General features: G+C 45.1%; 16 protein-coding genes. 4 read left to right on the top strand and 12 right to left on the bottom strand.

Annotated elements, in window-relative coordinates; translation table 11 throughout:
• Positions 1 to 15: 15 nt before the first annotated feature.
• The 6 genes from rbfA to rimP all read right to left on the bottom strand — a co-directional run bounded on the left by rbfA (position 16) and on the right by rimP (position 7,075).
• On the bottom strand, positions 16 to 447 hold the full coding sequence (gene rbfA, locus F551_RS0110170) for a 30S ribosome-binding factor RbfA (RefSeq protein WP_018997403.1): 432 nt from the start codon (positions 445 to 447) through the stop codon (positions 16 to 18).
• 92 nt (positions 448 to 539) lie between these two features.
• Entirely contained in the window at positions 540 to 1,139 is a 600-nt protein-coding gene (locus F551_RS0110175; protein ID WP_018997404.1) for a YcxB family protein, read from the bottom strand.
• 159 nt (positions 1,140 to 1,298) lie between these two features.
• On the bottom strand, positions 1,299 to 3,989 hold the full coding sequence (gene infB / locus F551_RS0110180; RefSeq protein WP_018997405.1) for a translation initiation factor IF-2: 2,691 nt from the start codon (positions 3,987 to 3,989) through the stop codon (positions 1,299 to 1,301).
• A gap of 56 nt (positions 3,990 to 4,045) precedes the next feature.
• Complete coding sequence (locus F551_RS0110185; protein WP_018997406.1) at positions 4,046 to 4,783, bottom strand: RNA-binding protein; 738 nt, start codon at positions 4,781 to 4,783, stop codon at positions 4,046 to 4,048.
• Positions 4,749 to 6,458: a transcription termination factor NusA gene (gene nusA / locus F551_RS0110190; RefSeq protein ID WP_407636364.1), complete on the bottom strand. Its 1,710-nt coding sequence runs from the start codon at positions 6,456 to 6,458 to the stop codon at positions 4,749 to 4,751. Before nusA ends, F551_RS0110185 begins: the two co-directional genes overlap by 35 nt.
• Positions 6,459 to 6,466: 8 nt before the next feature.
• On the bottom strand, positions 6,467 to 7,075 hold the full coding sequence (rimP, locus tag F551_RS0110195) for a ribosome maturation factor RimP (protein ID WP_018997408.1): 609 nt from the start codon (positions 7,073 to 7,075) through the stop codon (positions 6,467 to 6,469).
• Between the two features lie 320 nt (positions 7,076 to 7,395).
• On the opposite strand from rimP, the gene F551_RS0110200 reads away from it, so the two are divergent.
• Both F551_RS0110200 and F551_RS0110205 read left to right on the top strand, forming a co-directional pair.
• On the top strand, positions 7,396 to 7,971 hold the full coding sequence (locus F551_RS0110200) for a hypothetical protein (RefSeq protein ID WP_018997409.1): 576 nt from the start codon (positions 7,396 to 7,398) through the stop codon (positions 7,969 to 7,971).
• A 131-nt stretch (positions 7,972 to 8,102) separates the two neighbouring features.
• Positions 8,103 to 8,651, top strand: a complete 549-nt coding sequence (locus F551_RS0110205) for a response regulator (protein ID WP_018997410.1) — start codon at positions 8,103 to 8,105, stop codon at positions 8,649 to 8,651.
• Here the strand turns inward: F551_RS0110205 and trmB are convergent.
• The 5 genes from trmB to F551_RS0110230 all read right to left on the bottom strand — a co-directional run bounded on the left by trmB (position 8,648) and on the right by F551_RS0110230 (position 13,277).
• A complete protein-coding gene (gene trmB / locus F551_RS0110210) occupies positions 8,648 to 9,367 on the bottom strand; it encodes a tRNA (guanosine(46)-N7)-methyltransferase TrmB (RefSeq protein WP_018997411.1) in 720 nt (239 codons plus the stop codon). The two genes, F551_RS0110205 and trmB, sit on opposite strands and share 4 nt — an antisense overlap.
• Before the next feature lie 43 nt (positions 9,368 to 9,410).
• Complete coding sequence (gene metK / locus F551_RS0110215) at positions 9,411 to 10,613, bottom strand: methionine adenosyltransferase (RefSeq protein WP_018997412.1); 1,203 nt, start codon at positions 10,611 to 10,613, stop codon at positions 9,411 to 9,413.
• A 131-nt stretch (positions 10,614 to 10,744) separates the two neighbouring features.
• Positions 10,745 to 11,977 (bottom strand): beta-ketoacyl-ACP synthase I, encoded by a 1,233-nt coding sequence (gene fabB / locus F551_RS0110220; protein WP_018997413.1) that lies wholly within the window; start codon positions 11,975 to 11,977, stop codon positions 10,745 to 10,747.
• 66 nt (positions 11,978 to 12,043) lie between these two features.
• Positions 12,044 to 12,574 carry a bifunctional 3-hydroxydecanoyl-ACP dehydratase/trans-2-decenoyl-ACP isomerase gene (fabA, locus tag F551_RS0110225; RefSeq protein ID WP_018997414.1) on the bottom strand — a complete coding sequence of 177 codons (531 nt, stop codon included), beginning with the start codon at positions 12,572 to 12,574 and terminating at the stop codon, positions 12,044 to 12,046.
• Positions 12,575 to 12,698: 124 nt separating this feature from the next.
• Positions 12,699 to 13,277, bottom strand: a complete 579-nt coding sequence (locus tag F551_RS0110230; protein WP_233355235.1) for an SH3 domain-containing protein — start codon at positions 13,275 to 13,277, stop codon at positions 12,699 to 12,701.
• Positions 13,278 to 13,445: 168 nt separating this feature from the next.
• On the opposite strand from F551_RS0110230, the gene F551_RS0110235 reads away from it, so the two are divergent.
• Together F551_RS0110235 and F551_RS0110245 are read left to right on the top strand one after the other, a co-directional pair.
• Complete coding sequence (locus F551_RS0110235; RefSeq protein WP_018997416.1) at positions 13,446 to 14,432, top strand: 2-hydroxyacid dehydrogenase; 987 nt, start codon at positions 13,446 to 13,448, stop codon at positions 14,430 to 14,432.
• Between the two features lie 205 nt (positions 14,433 to 14,637).
• Entirely contained in the window at positions 14,638 to 15,069 is a 432-nt protein-coding gene (locus F551_RS0110245) for a hypothetical protein (protein WP_018997418.1), read from the top strand.
• Here the strand turns inward: F551_RS0110245 and F551_RS0110250 are convergent.
• Positions 15,066 to 16,103 (bottom strand): alpha/beta fold hydrolase, encoded by a 1,038-nt coding sequence (locus F551_RS0110250; RefSeq protein ID WP_081621176.1) that lies wholly within the window; start codon positions 16,101 to 16,103, stop codon positions 15,066 to 15,068. The genes F551_RS0110245 and F551_RS0110250 overlap by 4 nt on opposite strands.
• Positions 16,104 to 16,150 lie beyond the last annotated feature (47 nt).

Below are 16,150 nucleotides of genomic sequence, written 5' to 3' on the forward strand. Positions count from 1 at the left end.
ATTACAAATAAAGCGCTACAAATTGTTTTCTGACTCATCATTATCTTTATCTACAAGATCGCGAGCGACCTCTGGTGAAGCTAGCAGGTCTCCGATCTTGCCGGCTTCCGCGTAGGAATCATCGGACAAGAACCGTAGCTGCGGTGTATATCTCATGTCGATCTCTCTGCCGAGTCGACCTCTGAGAAACCCTTTAGCACGATTTAATCCGTCTACGATACTTTTTTGTTCATTTTTGTCACCGCCCAATGGAGCAACATAGCAGGTCGCATGTTGCAAGTCAGGTGACATTCTTACTTCTGAAACAGTGATCGAAACGTCTGATAGAGCGGGGTCATTGAACTGCTCGCGCACTAAAATATCTACTAAAGCATGTCGAATAAGTTCGCCTGCACGGAGCTGACGTTGTGTAGGTCCTTTAGCGGATGAAAATCTACGTTTAGGCATAAAAGGACCTTTCCAGTGGTTAGCGGGTCGAGCTCTATATCACAAAAAGGGATTTGATACATAAGCACGAACATTAAATATCCGAATGCAGTCTAAGCTTCGGTTGAAAAGGGGGGAGGTCGCAACGCAGATATTTTATTTGCGGCATCTAGCATGTTTTGGTGACTTTCAAACCAATCGACAGGAATGAAAAAGTCATTTGCCCCTTTTACGATAAATGCGATGTAGTGTTTTGTTGTTCGAATGTCCACTATTGATGGCCATCCTATTTTAGTCTCAACGGATGCACGCTGAACGAATATGCCTGAATTATCTATACGATAATGGGTCTGTTCCGTTGTTTCACTTTTTCGTTCGGCCTTGTCCCTTTGAGCGAGGCGGCTGAATGTAAGAAACCAGAATAAGCCAGCAATAGCAGCACAAATTAAAGATAAGATATAAGCTGTTTGCGGTGGTAAGTTTTGCTGATTGAAAAATGTTTCGAACATGTTCATTGCGGATGCAGAAATAACGGGTGCAACCAATCCAGCATAATAGATAGTCGTTGGTCCAAATCCGCCATGTCGGCGAGAATTGATAAATTTTTTCAGGCGTTTAGCTGATAAGTATCCAGAAACAGAAAGATTATCTTTGTAGGCGAGATCTTCACCTGTTGCATGCTCGGGGCGATAGGGGAGTTCTGTCTCAGGCATCAAGGATCTCATATTTGAACATTTGTTGTTCTGGATACTAAGGTAAGAGCCTAAAGATTTCGTTTGGATCCAATGTTTACATTTTCATATTCACATCAATAAAAAAGGCCGCTGACAAACACTGTAGCGACCTTTTGAATTTGTTCTTTCTAGAAGAGTTTAATCTAGCGAACGCTCGATCATCTCTACTTCGAAACATTCGATCACATCGTCTGGTTTCAAGTCCTGATAACCAACAAAGCCCATACCACATTCCATACCGGATTGTACTTCGGATACTTCGTCTTTAAAGCGTTTTAGTGTTGAAAGTTCACCATCGTGAATAACAATGTCTTCACGTAGCAAGCGTACACCACACCCACGCTTCACGACACCTTCAGTAATAAGACACCCAGCAACTTTACCAAGTTTCGAGATGTTGAATACTTGAAGAACTTTTGCGTAACCAATGAATGTTTCGCGGCGTTCTGGAGCCAACATACCAGAGAGCGTTGCTTTCACATCATCGATCAATTGATAGATGATTGAGTAATAACGAATTTCAACACCTTCTTTTTCGGCAAGTGCAAGCGCTTGTTTGTTTGCGCGAACATTAAAGGCAATGATCGGAGCTTGTGAAGCTTTTGCGAGAAGGATATCGCTTTCGGAAATACCACCCACAGCACCGTAAACAACACGGGCTTTCACTTCTTCAGTAGAAAGCGTGTCGAGCGAGTGCGTGATAGCCTCAATAGTACCTTGTACATCGGCTTTCACTACAAGCTGTGCTTCTTTGGCTTGTTCCGTAACAGTTCCATCTTTCAAGCGAGCCAACATGTGTTCCAGAGATGCACGAGCACCCGGAGCTGATGCAGCTTTGTCTTTCTGGCGACGTTGACGGTATTCAGTAATCTCACGTGCGCGAGCTTCACTATCTACAACAACGAATTGGTCACCCGGTGAAGGTGGGCCATCAAGACCAAGAACCTCAGCAGGAACTGTTGGGCCTGCTTCTTTCATTTGTTGTCCGCGTTCATTTACAAGAGCACGGATTTTACCCCACTGACCGCCTGCAACAACAATGTCTCCGCGTTTCAGTGTACCACGTTGAACAATAACTGTTGCGACAGGACCGCGACCTTTATCCAATTTGGATTCGATCACAATACCGTCTGCTTCACGGTCTGGGTTGGCTTTAAGTTCAAGAATTTCAGCCTGCATAGAGATAGCTTCAGTAAGCTCATCTAGACCTGTTTTCTTGAGCGCAGATACGTTGATCGCCTGTACATCACCACCCATAGCTTCAACTTGCACATCGTGCTGAAGCAATTCTGTGAGGACTTTCATTGGATCTACATCAGGCTTATCACATTTGTTTACTGCGATAATCATCGGCGCTTCAGCAGCTTTCGCGTGCTTAATAGCTTCGATTGTTTGAGGCATAACACCATCATCAGCAGCAACAACGACAACCACAATGTCAGTTACGTTTGCACCACGCGCACGCATTGCTGAGAATGCAGCGTGACCTGGAGTATCAAGGAACGCAATCTTTTGACCAGACTTCAGTTTTACCTGATACGCACCGATGTGCTGTGTAATTCCGCCTGCTTCACCGCCAACAACATCAGTTTGACGTAGTGCATCAAGCAGGGATGTCTTACCGTGGTCAACGTGACCCATAATCGTAACGACTGGTGGACGGTCTTTTAGGTCCGCTGCATCATCTTCAGCACCTTCAAGACCAATCTCAACATCAGATTCAGAAACACGTTTGATTGTGTGACCAAATTCTTCAACGATCAATTCAGCTGTGTCGACATCCAAAGTATCAATACCGCGGATCATCTCACCTTGCTGCATCATGAACTTCACAACGTCAGCAACACGCTCTTTCATCCGGTTGGCAAGTTCTTGGACAGTAATTGTTTCTGGAACAACGACCTCGCGAGATTGCTTTTCAACCTCTTTCTTGCCCATTGCTTGACGGCGTTCACGCTCTTTTTGTTTGGCACGGTTGTATGATGCCAATGAACGTTGACGATCTTCATCCTCACCAAGAGCAGCTGTGATCGTAAGCTTACCTTGACGGCGCTTAGGTTGGCCACGACGAGATGACGGCGCTTGCTTGTTGCGATCTGGCTGTTCTTCAGCAGCTGGGCGTGCCTTTTTGATGCGTCCACCCAATTCTGAAAGAGAATCTGGCTCTGGAGGCGGGCCTTCAGCTTGGATCTCTTTAGGTTTCGAGCTTGGTTTATCCGGCTTAGTAATGCGGCGCTCACGTTTTGGATTAGGCGCGGCCGTACGTTTAGCCATTTCTGCATCTTTAGCAGCCGACTTTTTATCAGCGGCAGCTTGTTTTGCAGCTTCAGCAGCAGCTTGCTTAGCTTCGATGTCAGCCTGTTTCTTGGCGACTTCTTCGGCTTTACGGCGTTCGTCCGCTTCAACGCGTTCTTTTGCCTGAGCTTCCAACGATTTTGCTTTTTCAGCACGTTGGCGTTGCGCTGTTTCCAAAGCGTCGCGTTCAGCTTTGCGTTTTTCTTCAGCAGCTTTACGTTGTGCCAAAGCAGTTTGACGTGCTCTTAGCTCTTCTTCAGAAAGGCCTAATTTCTTGGCAGCAGCTGCAGCAGCGGAAACGGGTTTTCCACCTTTGGAATTGTGTGCGCCTCCCGGACGATTAGACTTATTCGGGACAACAACCCTTTTTTTCTTCTTCGTCTCAACAACAACTTGTTTTGAGCGTCCGTGAGAAAAGCTTTGTTTTACGGTACCACCACCTGAACCACCGGCAACAGAGAGGGGTTTACGACCAGAAGGCTTTCCGTTCGCTTTAGGGTTATTATTGTTCTGCGCGTCTTTAGTGTCGCTCATGCAAGTTCTTCACGTTGTGGCCGGTTCGACAATCGATGCAGCCTTAAAAATTCAAATTAGCCCGCCAATGACATCCAGTCTGACGGACGCAATGGGCGAAAACCGCCCAATCGCTTAACCTCGGTGATCCAATTATGGGAGGATCGCCCCCGTTTTACGATAGCGTGTATCACACGCTCACGGCCTAAGGCCATGCCTAATTCTTCAGAAGTGAAACATCCGATGATAATCGGTTGCTCTGAAGGCTCGTCATCGCCGAATATTGCTTTGGCTAGTGACAAAATTTTCTTGCGGCCATCGCTAGCGCCATCTTGCGCTTCAATCAAGCATGAAGGTTCATCTAAACGAATTTCTTCTCTGACTTGTTCAAAGCCTAGGATAATGTCTCCAGCGCGTTTTGCGAACCCCAAAAGATCAAGACATCGACGAAATAACAATTTGTGTGTCTGTTCGGTCAATGATTGATCGACTTGGACCTGCTTTTTGAAAGCTCTCGAAAAAGCTTTCTTTGAAATCGCCAAATCTATCGATTGTGATGTGGCTTCTACCCAAGCGCCTCGCCCCGGAAGGGAGGAGGCGACATCTGGTGTAACCTGACCATCAGGAGATATCGCAAATCTGACCATAGCAGATTGCGGCATGTTATTGCCAGTGGCAATACAACGTCGTTCAGGATCGCTTGGTCCGCGACCTTTTTTCTTCGGCGGACCAGTATCAATCTCTACAATGTCTGCGCCAGACTTCTCGTCTGGAATGACATCATTCGTCTGTTTCCGGGGCAGGTTCTGAGTCATCAGATGTGCCCTCCAGGTCAACGAATGCAGCTTCAGCTGCTTCTAAGTTATCGAGTTCACCCTCGAATTCGGCTTCTGCAGCTTCAAGTTCAGCGGCGCGTTTAGCGAGCTCTTCTTCAAGTACTTCTGCTTCGACCCAACCGGCAAGAACACGAGCGCGCAGGATGAATAGCTCGGCACCATCACGCGTCATCTCACCTTTTGGCAAAATCCCAGGCTGCCAACGAGACTTGCCTTTTGCGTCTGGTTCTTTCCAACCTACAAGATCGTCTGGAACCAATCCGGCTAAGTCATCAATTGTTTTGATGCCTTCATCCCCGAAACGAACAGACATTTGAGGTGTCACACCATCCATAAAGGCGACATCGTCCGTTACGCCAAGATCTTTACGTTTCTTGTCGAGTGCGGCTGCCAATAGGTCTAGATATTCACGAGCACGTGTTTGAAGCTCTGTTGCGACTGCTTCGTCAAATCCATCGATAGAAGCAAAGTCTTCAATGTCGACATAAGCGATTTCTTCAATAGTCTCAAAACCTTCAGAAGCAAGCAGCTGAGCCAGCATTTCATCAGCATCAAGTGCGCGCATAAACAATGCAGTACGTTCTTGGAATTCTTTCTGACGACGCTCGGAGTCTTGTGCTTCTGTTGTTAGATCAATTTGCCAGCCCGTTAATTGAGAAGCTAGACGAACATTTTGACCACGACGACCAATTGCTAGTGGGAATTGGCTTTCCTCTACAACAACTTCAACGCGCTCTTCATCTTCATCCACAACAACCTTAGAAACTTCGGCAGGTTGAAGTGCGTTCACAATAAATGTGGCTTCATCCTCAGACCAAGGAATGATGTCGATTTTTTCGCCTTGAAGTTCGGATACAACTGCTTGCACACGTGCACCACGCATACCCACACATGCACCAACTGGATCAACAGAGGCATCGTTTGATAGAACACCGATTTTGGCGCGTGAACCTGGGTCACGAGAACAGGCTTTGATTTCGATAACGCCTTCATATACTTCAGGCACTTCTTGCGAAAATAGTGCAACCATGAATGACGGGTGCGCGCGAGATAGAAATAGTTGAGGCCCTTTTTGTTCACGTGACACTTTATAAAGTATCGCACGAACACGATCACCAGCATTTAGGTTTTCGCGAGGTAGGCCGTCATTACGGCGAATAATACCTTCACCACGTCCAAGGTCTACAATGATATTGCCGTGCTCAACACGCTTCACAATACCATTTATGATTTGGCCTTCTTTGTCCTTAAATTCTTCAAACTGACGTTCGCGCTCAGCATCTCTCACCTTACCAGTGATAACTTGTTTAGCTGTTTGGGCAGCGACACGGCCAAATTCGAAAGGTGGAAGAACTTCCCGAAATTCGGTTCCGATTTCGGCTTCTGAGTCCATTGCGCGACCTTCATCAAGTGTCAAATGGTGCGCAGGGTCTTCAACTTCTTCAACAACAGTTTGTACACGTACGATTGTTGTTTCACCTGTTTTGGGGTCAATCGTAACGCGAATATCGTGCTCTTGTCCGTAACGAGAACGGGCAGCTTTCTGAATAGCTTCCGCCATTGCATCCAAAACGATCAGTTTGTCGATCTGTTTTTCGGCTGCCAATGTGTTCGCAATTGCCAGGATTTCCAGCTTGTTTGCTGAAACGCCGATGGTGCTCATCAGTCATCCTCTCTTTGTGCTGCTTCATCGTCAGAATTGTCGATGTTCGCTTTGTTGTTGTTTTCTTCGTTTTCTAACTCATCAAATTGATCATCATCAACTTCAGGAGCTTGTCCACGTGATAATGCTTCTTCAATGAGGCGGTCAGTCATAACCAATGAAGCTTTGACCATCTCTGTTACTGCGATTTCTGCTTGGGATCCATCTTTTAGATCCATAGAGACAACGCCATTTGTTTCTTCTGTGATTGTACCATGAAAACGTCTGCGGCCATCTTTTGGAACACCGATTTCGACGCGGGCTTCGTGGGACACCCAATTAGCAAAGTCGCCTTCACGCGTAAGGGGGCGATCAATACCAGGAGAAGATACCTCCAGATTATACTCTGAAGGGATTGGATCTTCAACATCAAGAACAGGACCGATAGCGCGGGAAAGTTTGGCGCAATCTTCAACATCCATTGTGCCATCAGGCTTTTCCGCCATTATTTGCAGTATAGGCGTGTTGGCACCCATCATGCGCACACGCACAATGTCCAGTCCCAAGCTGTCGGCTTCGGGCTGAATAATATCTAGAATACGTTTTTCTATTTCAGATATAGCGCGCAATGGAAATCCAATGAATGTAGTTCAAGTTGGTAACTGGAACGAAAAGCGGCGGCCCAGATAGTCTGAGCCGCCGCTGTTTAATTTCAGCAATTGAGAGCCTGTATATTCCATAATTGCTTTACTGTCGAGTAGGGCTGGAGAGAAATCTAAATTGGATTGCAGATGTTGAAGTATTTAAGTGGAATACTCGATATTTACTTTGATTTACTTCTTAAAACAGTCTCGTAATTCGTAAAGGTAAATATATAGCCACCTTTTGTTAACCTTGTTCTTGTATGAATGAAGAAAACTAAAAAGACATATAGAGGTTGGCTGGGACAATGAGTGGTAAAAGCTCAACAATAAATGGTTTGGAGGTTTTGGAGTTTGTAGCTCCTAAAAGAGACCCCAAAAATCAAGAAGTACTCATTTTTTCTTTGAACAGAGACATGGTACGAATGCAAAAGGATATGTTGCGCTCAACGGGCGTTAGAAAGATATCCTATGCGCACAATCTAGATGATTTTAAAGTTCTTATTTACACTCGATCTTTTGGAACAATATTGATCAATGAGGATGTGAATCTTGATCCAGAGAAGATGATTGCGATGATCAGGGATTACAAGCAGTCAGTTGATCCTTTTGCGCAAGTTATTTTTATTACATCTACATGCACAGAAGCGCTTGTGAAGCTTACTATACGAACAGGGTATGATTCCATTTTAAGATTACCATTATCAAAAGCGCGTCTGTGGAAAACCATTGAACAAATTTGCCAAACGGAGCGCAATTTCGTGCGGATTGGGCAATATTTTGGGCCTGATCGTCGCAAAGACAAGGCGCAACGCGTGGGTGCGGCGGAAGAACGTCGCAGGACCGAATTACAAAATGGCAATCGACTAAATCGAACAGGTTGAATGTTGTGAGTGGAATGCCGAAAAATGCAACATTTTCAGGTGATTTCGAAATAACGTAAACAAATCGACACGATATATTAACACTATCTGGGCAGCGTTGTTCAACGTCCGATGAATTGAGGGAGGGGCCAGTGATAGAAAAATTTGATGCTCCTATGAGAGATCCGAAAGACCAACAAGTTCTCATTTATAGTGAGAATATAGAATTGGTCCGTATGCAGCGTGATATGCTGAAATCCTATCGGGTGAGAGAGATATTGGCGGCTAATAGTCCTGAAGAATTGATGGATATTTCTTCAACGCATGCATTGGGCACAATATTGGTGAATGCCAATAGTCAGGTCGATCCAAGAAAAATTATTGCAGCACTAAGAAATCATGAAAAGGTGAGAGACCCTTTTGCGCAGATATTTTTTGTGACGGGTAGTAGTTCAGCTCAACTGATAAACATGATTATCCGATCAGGATATGATGGGATATTGTGTCTTCCTTTCTCACGCGCGCGTTTATGGAAAACGATAGAACGTATGAGTCAGACTCGACGAAAATTTGTCAGAGTTGGGGAGTATTTTGGTCCCGATCGTCGAGCCGCTCAATCGGTAAAGCGCCCAGTGACGGAAGAGCGTCGCAAGGAAGAGCTTTTGAAGAAAACTGGGCTGGCTAGCAAAGAGGCGAGTTAGACTTTTACAAAGTCCAAAAACACAGGCTTACAGTCGCCTAATCCCTTCATTTGATAACGTGTTGTGATGTGATCTTCAGGTGGAATACGCCAATCATCTGCTTGGTTGGCGGTCCATTCAAAATCATCAGACGCTTCAAACTTTTCTAACGCCCAATCGGCGTAGTTTGCCCAATCGGTTGCAAATCGAACTTGCCCGCCCTTTTTTAGAACACGGGCGAGGGTTTGCAAAAACTCAACCTGAATTAAACGACGCTTATGGTGCTTTGCCTTGTGCCAAGGATCGGGAAACATAATGAAGACGCGGTCCAGGCTGTTGTCGGATAGTGCGTCTAGAATATCCCGTGCGTCATCTGCGTGCAGGCGGATATTTTTGATTTTGTTTTCCCAGATTTGCGTTACCGCTTTTGCGACACCTTCAAGGAATGGTTCGCAGCCGATAATGCCAAAGTCAGGGTGTTTTTGTGCCTGACCGATTAGATGCTCCGCGCCTCCAAAACCAATTTCGAACCAAACTTCACGCGGTGAATGGGTAAATAATGTATCAGGTGCAAGATTGGCTTTGTGGTCTTTGGTATCAATGGCGTATTTGGGAAGCTCTTCATCCATCAGTTTTTGCTGACGTGCTGAAAGAGGGCGGCCTCCAGTTCGACCAAAAGTACGCAATGGACCAAATTCAGATCCATTGCTTTTCTTGTGTTTGTCTTCGCCAGTCATTGTTGTGCGTGATACCTGTCTTCTCGAATGTAGAAGAAGGGTTCTATGCTAGACTTTTCAGAGAGTCGACCAAATCCGTCTTTTCCCATGAAAAACCGCCATCAGCTTCAGGTTCGCGGCCAAAATGACCGTATGCAGCAGTGCGGGCATAGATTGGCTTATTTAAACCGAGGTGTGTGCGGATGCCGCGCGGGGATAAATCCATCAAATCTGGAATAGCAGTTTCGATTTTGGTTTCGTCGATTTTTGCTGTTCCATCTGTGTTGATGAATATTGATAGCGGTTTAGCGACACCAATGGCGTAGGAAAGTTGAATTGTACAACGGTCAGCCAAGCCTGCAGCTACGATGTTTTTAGCCAAGTAGCGACTTGCATAAGCAGCAGAACGATCAACCTTGGTTGGGTCCTTACCGGAGAATGCTCCACCACCATGAGGGGCGGCACCACCATATGTATCAACGATGATTTTGCGACCTGTCAAACCAGCATCGCCATCTGGCCCGCCAATAACAAAGTTACCAGTTGGGTTCACATAAAATTCTTCTTCCGGTGGGAACCAGCCATCTGGGAGAACGTCTTGTACAACAGGACGAACCATTTCTCGGATATCTGCGGGTGTGAAACCGTATTTATGTTGAGTCGAAACAACGACTGAAGAAACACCAACAGGACGACCGTTTTCATAGCGAAGGCTTACCTGTGATTTTGCATCTGGTTCAAATTCTGGCTGTGCACCTGATTTGCGAAGATTAGCCATGTTTTTGAGGATTTTGTGAGAATAAACGATCGGTGCAGGCATTAGTTCTGGTGTTTCGTTTGTGGCATAACCAAACATGATGCCTTGGTCACCAGCACCTTCTTCTTTAAAATCACCTGTTCCTTCATCGACGCCCATTGCGATGTCAGTGGATTGGCCATGAAGGCGATTGATCAGCTCTGCTGTTTTCCAGTGGAAACCTTTTTGGTGGTATCCAATGTCGCGAACGGCATTGCGAGCAGCTTTTTCGATCTCCTCTAGTGACGGCATTAAATCATCAGCTATGCGCATTTCACCAGCTAGAACGATCAAGTTTGTCGTTGTGAGGGTTTCACAGGCAACGCGCGCTTCAGGGTCGCGGCTAAGAAATAAATCAACAATAGAATCTGAGATGCGATCTGAAACTTTATCCGGATGTCCTTCAGATACACTCTCGCTTGTGAAGAAGTAATTCGATTTCACTGGATCATCCTTTGCTGACTTCAACATATAAAGATACCTTTATATGATATTGGGTGTGAATTTAAAAGGCCAGAACTCAAGATATCTTCGAAAAATAAAAAAAGCCTTCAATCTGAATTTGATTGAAGGCTTTTAGAACAATTAGATTTTAATTCAGATCAGACCTTGGAAAAAATCACAGAGCCGTTTGTTCCACCAAATCCAAATGAATTAGACATAACCATTTTTAGTGCAGCTTCGCGGGCTTCACGAACAATGTTCATGCCGGCAGCGGCTGGGTCTAGATTTTTGATATTGATTGATGGTGCAACAAAATTCTCTTTCATCATAATAAGAGAATAAATGGCTTCATTTACACCTGCTGCTCCCATAGCGTGACCAGTCATAGATTTTGTACCTGAAATCATCGGTTGGTCTTCGGCTTTGTTGCCGAAAAGTTGGCGTACACTATCAAGTTCAATCATATCGCCCACAGGTGTCGCTGTTGCATGTGGGTTCAAGTAATCTGGTTTTGCATCAACTGTTGAAAGAGCTTGTTGCATTGCGCGTAAACCGCCTTCACCTGATGGGGCCACCATGTCGTGTCCATCGGATGTTGCACCATAACCGGAGACTTCGCCGTAAATTGTCGCGCCGCGGGCCTTGGCGTGTTCATATTCTTCCAAAACAAGAATACCAGCACCACCTGAAATCACAAACCCATCACGGCTTTCATCAAATGCGCGGGATGCTTCGGTAGGGGTGTCATTGTACTTAGAAGACATTGCGCCCATTGCATCAAAGAGGGCAGAGAAGCTCCATTCAACTTCATCTCCACCACCAGCAAACATGACGTCTTGTTTACCCCATTGGATTTGTTCGGCTGCTGCGCCGATGCAGTGGAGTGATGTCGTACATGCTGAGGATATTGAGTAGTTCACACCCAATATTTTAAACATTGTGGATAGTGCTGCTGAAGCTGTAGAACACATAGCTTTAGGTACAGCAAAAGGCCCGATACGTTTGATGCCTTTTTCGCGCGCAACATCGGCTGCTTCTACGATGGCGCGCGTTGAGGGGCCGCCTGTACCAACGATCAAACCTGTTCTTGGGTTTGATACGAGTTCTTCGGGTAGGCCGCAATCTTCGAGTGCTTGTTCCATTGCCATGTAACAATAACCTGAACCATCGCCCATAAAGCGCATGGCGCGTTTCTCAATATTGTCTTTAGGAACAGCTTTAGGTTTTCCAACAAGATGACAGCGAAACCCGCGATCGGCATAATCTTGGCTGAAAGTAATACCGGATTTACCGTTTTTCAGACTTTCAGTGACTTCTTTGATGTTATCACCAATTGAAGAAACGATGCCCATTCCTGTGACAACGACGCGACGAAGACCAGTTGCACTCATGTGTGCCTACCTTTTTGTTCGGGCGCGCCGCCTAACGGGCGCTGCCTCAATTATTATATATAGAGCTTAGGCTTCAGGTTTAAATAACCCGACCTTTAAGTCTTTTGCTTGATAAATTTTTTCATCATCTGCAAAGACAAGCCCATCAGCGATCCCCATAACCAAGCGTCCACGAATCGCACGTTTAATGCTGATTTCGTATCGTACTTTTTTGATATCGTTTGTCACCTGTCCCGTGAATTTTACATCACCAACTCCAAGTGCGCGACCTTTACCGGGAGATCCAGACCACCCTAGCCAAAAACCAACAAGTTGCCACATTGCGTCCAAGCCAAGACAGCCAGGCATAACCGGGTCCCCTGGGAAGTGACATTGGAAGAACCATAGGTCAGGGTTCACATCTAGTTCAGCAACCAATTTACCTTTTCCATACTCACCGTTTTCTTGATCGATTTGAACAATACGGTCGAGCATAAGCATTGGTGGGGCGGGGAGTTGAGCATTCCCTGGTCCGAATAAATTGCCTTCACTCGATTTTATGAGGTCCTCATAAGAATATGAAGCTTGTGATTGGTGATAGTCAGCTGGGCTGGACATTATATGGCCTTCTCCAAAATAGAATTATCATGCTGTGATGATACATTTTGAAGATGAGTTAGCACGATGAATCAGAAGGGCAAACCCCTCAGTGCGCTGATATAGGGCATGAAGTGATTAGGATTTACCCTAAATCGTCTACGCCCCAGATAGAATTGCGGCTTGTCCAACCACGTTTTCCATCAATATCGACACGACACCAATCACCTTCACATTCCGCGATGTCTGCAACGACACCCATTTCTGCTTCCGCGACTGCGCGAGTGCTTGTGTCGGGCTTTTGGAAAATCGTAATTTGATCTGAGGTGATACCCGTGCGGCGAGCACCAAGCATGCGTTGGTGTACCCAGACTTCGTCTCCCTGAGGATCGCGGATTTTTCGCCAGTATTTAGATTCCTTGATCACAAGAACGGGCAGACCACTTCTCTGATATTCCCATTTAATAGGATATTCTAATCCTGGGCCCACGCGACCATTCACTTCGTTATACTTCAAACTGGCATAACGAGGGACGGGCATGCTTGAAAATTTGGAAATACGTCGGTTCTGATCATGATGGACAAATGGTGTTAAACTTGCAGGTTCAACACTGAAATTTTCTTGGGCAGAAGCCGTTCCATAATGAGAGGAACCCAATGCGCACAGCGAAAGGGTTAAAAAGACGACATAGCGTCGAAAATGAGCATTTTGACTCGTATACATAAACATGACCATCATTTAATGATAAGTCACAATGTCGTGGCATGATGAATGGCTTGTTAACTCAATTTTTCAAATTTTCTCTACCATGGGATTTAATTCAAAATTTGGTATTTTTACGCAGATTTGTTATCAGCTCACATAAAAATATAACAATAACGGAGATACGGGATGTCAGGGGACAAGGTAAAAATTGTCATTTCTCGCAAGCTGCCTAAGCCTATAGAGCAGAGAATGGGCGAGTTGTTTGACGCTGAGTTGAACACTAATGACGAACCATTTTCTGAAAATCGACTCGCAGATGCGTTGGGACGCGCAGATGTCTTGGTTTCGACGGTGACCGATAATTTATCCGCTGAATTGATCGCAAAAGCTGGCAAGCAATTGAAGATGATCGCTCAATTTGGGGCGGGCGTGGATAATATCGATGTGAAAGCAGCTGCTGAAAAAGGTATTGTCGTCACGAACACACCGGGTGTTTTAACGGAAGACACAGCCGATATGACCATGGCGTTGATTTTGGCTCTGCCACGTCGCATGGTTCAAGGTGTGGATGCTTTAAGGGCGGGAGAGTTTAAAGGCTGGTCTCCAACCTATATGCTTGGCCACCGCATATTCGGTAAACGCATCGGTATAATCGGAATGGGGCGTATAGGTCAGGCCGTAGCGCGACGTGCGAGAGCGTTTGGTTTGGAAGTACACTATCATAATCGTAATCGAGTTTCGCCAGCGATTGAAGCGCAGTTTGCGACAACATACTGGGAAAGTCTTGATCAGATGATTTCCCGCATGGATATCATTTCGGTAAATTGTCCGGCGACACCTGCGACCTACCATCTCCTGCATGAGCGTAGATTAAAGCTGCTTCAACCTCATGCATATATCGTCAATACGTCACGCGGTGAGGTTATAGATGAAGAAGCGCTGATTAATGCTCTTGAGGCAGGGCAGATAGCTGGGGCTGGTCTTGATGTATTTGAGAATGAGCCGGAGATAAATCCAAGATTGCTTGCTTTAAAGAACGTTGTTCTTCTTCCTCATATGGGATCAGCTACTGTGGAAGCGCGCACTGAAATGGGTGAAAAAGTCATTATTAATATTAAGAATTTTCTGGATGGGCATATGGTGCCTGATCGCGTTATTCCAGAACTTATTTAAGATTAAAAAATATAACAATTTGAACCCCAAATACCCGATTAAGCGTATTTGGGGTTTTCTTTTTGCCTGTCGCTAGAATTGTGTTCGGAAAATGTAGAAATTTATAAACTTTCTGTAATATTTGCCGTAGCATTAACAAAATTTAAGGATTATAATGAGAGATCTCAAATCAGATTAGTATTGCGTGTTCAGGGGATTTTCAGAGATGAAAATCAAATTATTATCTCTTAGCTTATTGGCGGTCATCGGCCTTGGTGCTTGTGAAACGACTGAAGGCTATCGCAAACAATTAACTCAGTATCAGGGACAAACTACTCAGGAGTTAATTCAGGAGTGGGGAAAGCCAGATACTGTTAATCGCCTTGAAGATGGAAGAGAGATCTGGATTTATAAGGCCTCTAAAGATCTTCCGCGCGGCGGGTATTTTGATCATCGCTATTATCGCACATCAGCAAAGTTTGAAAACCAAGACGGGAAGGTCGAAACACGACGTTTCATTGAATCTCGCAAAGTTTGGGTTCCGCGTTATACATTGAAATCTGTCTGCAACACACAATTCATTGTTCACCACGATAACGTTGTTGAAGAGTTTTCTTTTCGTGGAAACGGCTGCCTTGCTAGTGAGTGGGGCATTTAATCAACTGGAGTTTGCGTAACCTCAGTTTCTTGGCTGATTGCTCGATTGGTTTCTAAGCTTTTGTCCGTATTTTGAGACAAAGCTAGCTTGGTATCAGTTAAAAAATACAGCACATCATTCAGTGAACGTTTCGGGCTTTCTATGTGTAGGAAATGTCCCAACATTTCATAGGTTATCATAGTTGATTGCGGCGTGTTTTTGTTGAGTTGAACTGAAAAACGCGCAGGTGATATATTGTCTCTATCTCCGCGTAAAATCAGAATTGGCTTATTTAATTTGTATGTCGGCTGCATATCAGTTGCGAGTGTTCTCGATTGAAGCTCCAGTCCGCGTCGATGGCCTTTGATGCGGGCAAATTCACTTAGACTGTCTATCAACTTTTGTCTCTCGGCATGATCATTTGCAAAGCCTCGATCAATTTTGACGTTGATAAATGGTTTTAGATCAATCCATTTAAGGAGGGGGGACAAAAGCGGATATCGACGAAATTCCCGCAAAAGTGGATCAAAGGATGCTTCTTCTACACTTTGAGACCAACCATTTGGCCCAATAAGAATAACAGCTTCAATTTTTTCTGGATATGCAGCTGTGTAATCAAGGCTCATTTTCCCACCTAGGCCTGATCCTCCAATTGCGAAGCGCTCCAGCTCAAATTTTTCGACGAAGCTGGACAAAAATTCCAAATGACCCTGAGATTTGTGAATATAGGAAAGTGAATTTGTTGTGAGACCATGTGACGGCAGATCAATTGCGATTATCCGATATCTGCCGCGTATTTCATTTATCCAAGGCCGCCATTCAAATGCGGAACTGGCAAAATCATGCAATAGAAGAAGAGTGCCACTTCCATCGATTGGTCCTGAATCCAAATAATGAACGGTACTACCGTCTTCAAATTCAATAAATTTTGAGGCTGAGACGGCGTATTTCTGTTTTAATTTTTCATGGGGAATATTGGGACGTAGCAATGTCGCCCCAGCGGCTATGATGATCACGCATATGAAACCACATATGCTGAGTAAAATTCGCCCCATATAGATTTTCTCCGACCAGTTTCAATTTCTGATGACGAAGCAGTTCT

Source organism: Hirschia maritima DSM 19733 (assembly GCF_000378345.1).
GTDB lineage: Bacteria > Pseudomonadota > Alphaproteobacteria > Caulobacterales > Hyphomonadaceae > Hirschia > Hirschia maritima.

What these genes read in the sequence shown, in the direction of transcription:
- rbfA (WP_018997403.1), bottom strand. Translation starts at nt 447, where the DNA reads ATGCCTAAACGTAGATTTTCATCCGCTAAAGGACCTACACAACGTCAG.
- F551_RS0110175 (WP_018997404.1), bottom strand. Translation starts at nt 1,139, where the DNA reads ATGCCTGAGACAGAACTCCCCTATCGCCCCGAGCATGCAACAGGTGAA.
- infB (WP_018997405.1), bottom strand. Translation starts at nt 3,989, where the DNA reads ATGAGCGACACTAAAGACGCGCAGAACAATAATAACCCTAAAGCGAAC.
- F551_RS0110185 (WP_018997406.1), bottom strand. Translation starts at nt 4,783, where the DNA reads ATGACTCAGAACCTGCCCCGGAAACAGACGAATGATGTCATTCCAGAC.
- F551_RS0110200 (WP_018997409.1), top strand. Translation starts at nt 7,396, where the DNA reads ATGAGTGGTAAAAGCTCAACAATAAATGGTTTGGAGGTTTTGGAGTTT.
- trmB (WP_018997411.1), bottom strand. Translation starts at nt 9,367, where the DNA reads ATGACTGGCGAAGACAAACACAAGAAAAGCAATGGATCTGAATTTGGT.
- metK (WP_018997412.1), bottom strand. Translation starts at nt 10,613, where the DNA reads ATGTTGAAGTCAGCAAAGGATGATCCAGTGAAATCGAATTACTTCTTC.
- fabB (WP_018997413.1), bottom strand. Translation starts at nt 11,977, where the DNA reads ATGAGTGCAACTGGTCTTCGTCGCGTCGTTGTCACAGGAATGGGCATC.
- fabA (WP_018997414.1), bottom strand. Translation starts at nt 12,574, where the DNA reads ATGTCCAGCCCAGCTGACTATCACCAATCACAAGCTTCATATTCTTAT.
- F551_RS0110230 (WP_233355235.1), bottom strand. Translation starts at nt 13,277, where the DNA reads ATGTATACGAGTCAAAATGCTCATTTTCGACGCTATGTCGTCTTTTTA.
- F551_RS0110235 (WP_018997416.1), top strand. Translation starts at nt 13,446, where the DNA reads ATGTCAGGGGACAAGGTAAAAATTGTCATTTCTCGCAAGCTGCCTAAG.
- F551_RS0110245 (WP_018997418.1), top strand. Translation starts at nt 14,638, where the DNA reads ATGAAAATCAAATTATTATCTCTTAGCTTATTGGCGGTCATCGGCCTT.
- F551_RS0110250 (WP_081621176.1), bottom strand. Translation starts at nt 16,103, where the DNA reads ATGGGGCGAATTTTACTCAGCATATGTGGTTTCATATGCGTGATCATC.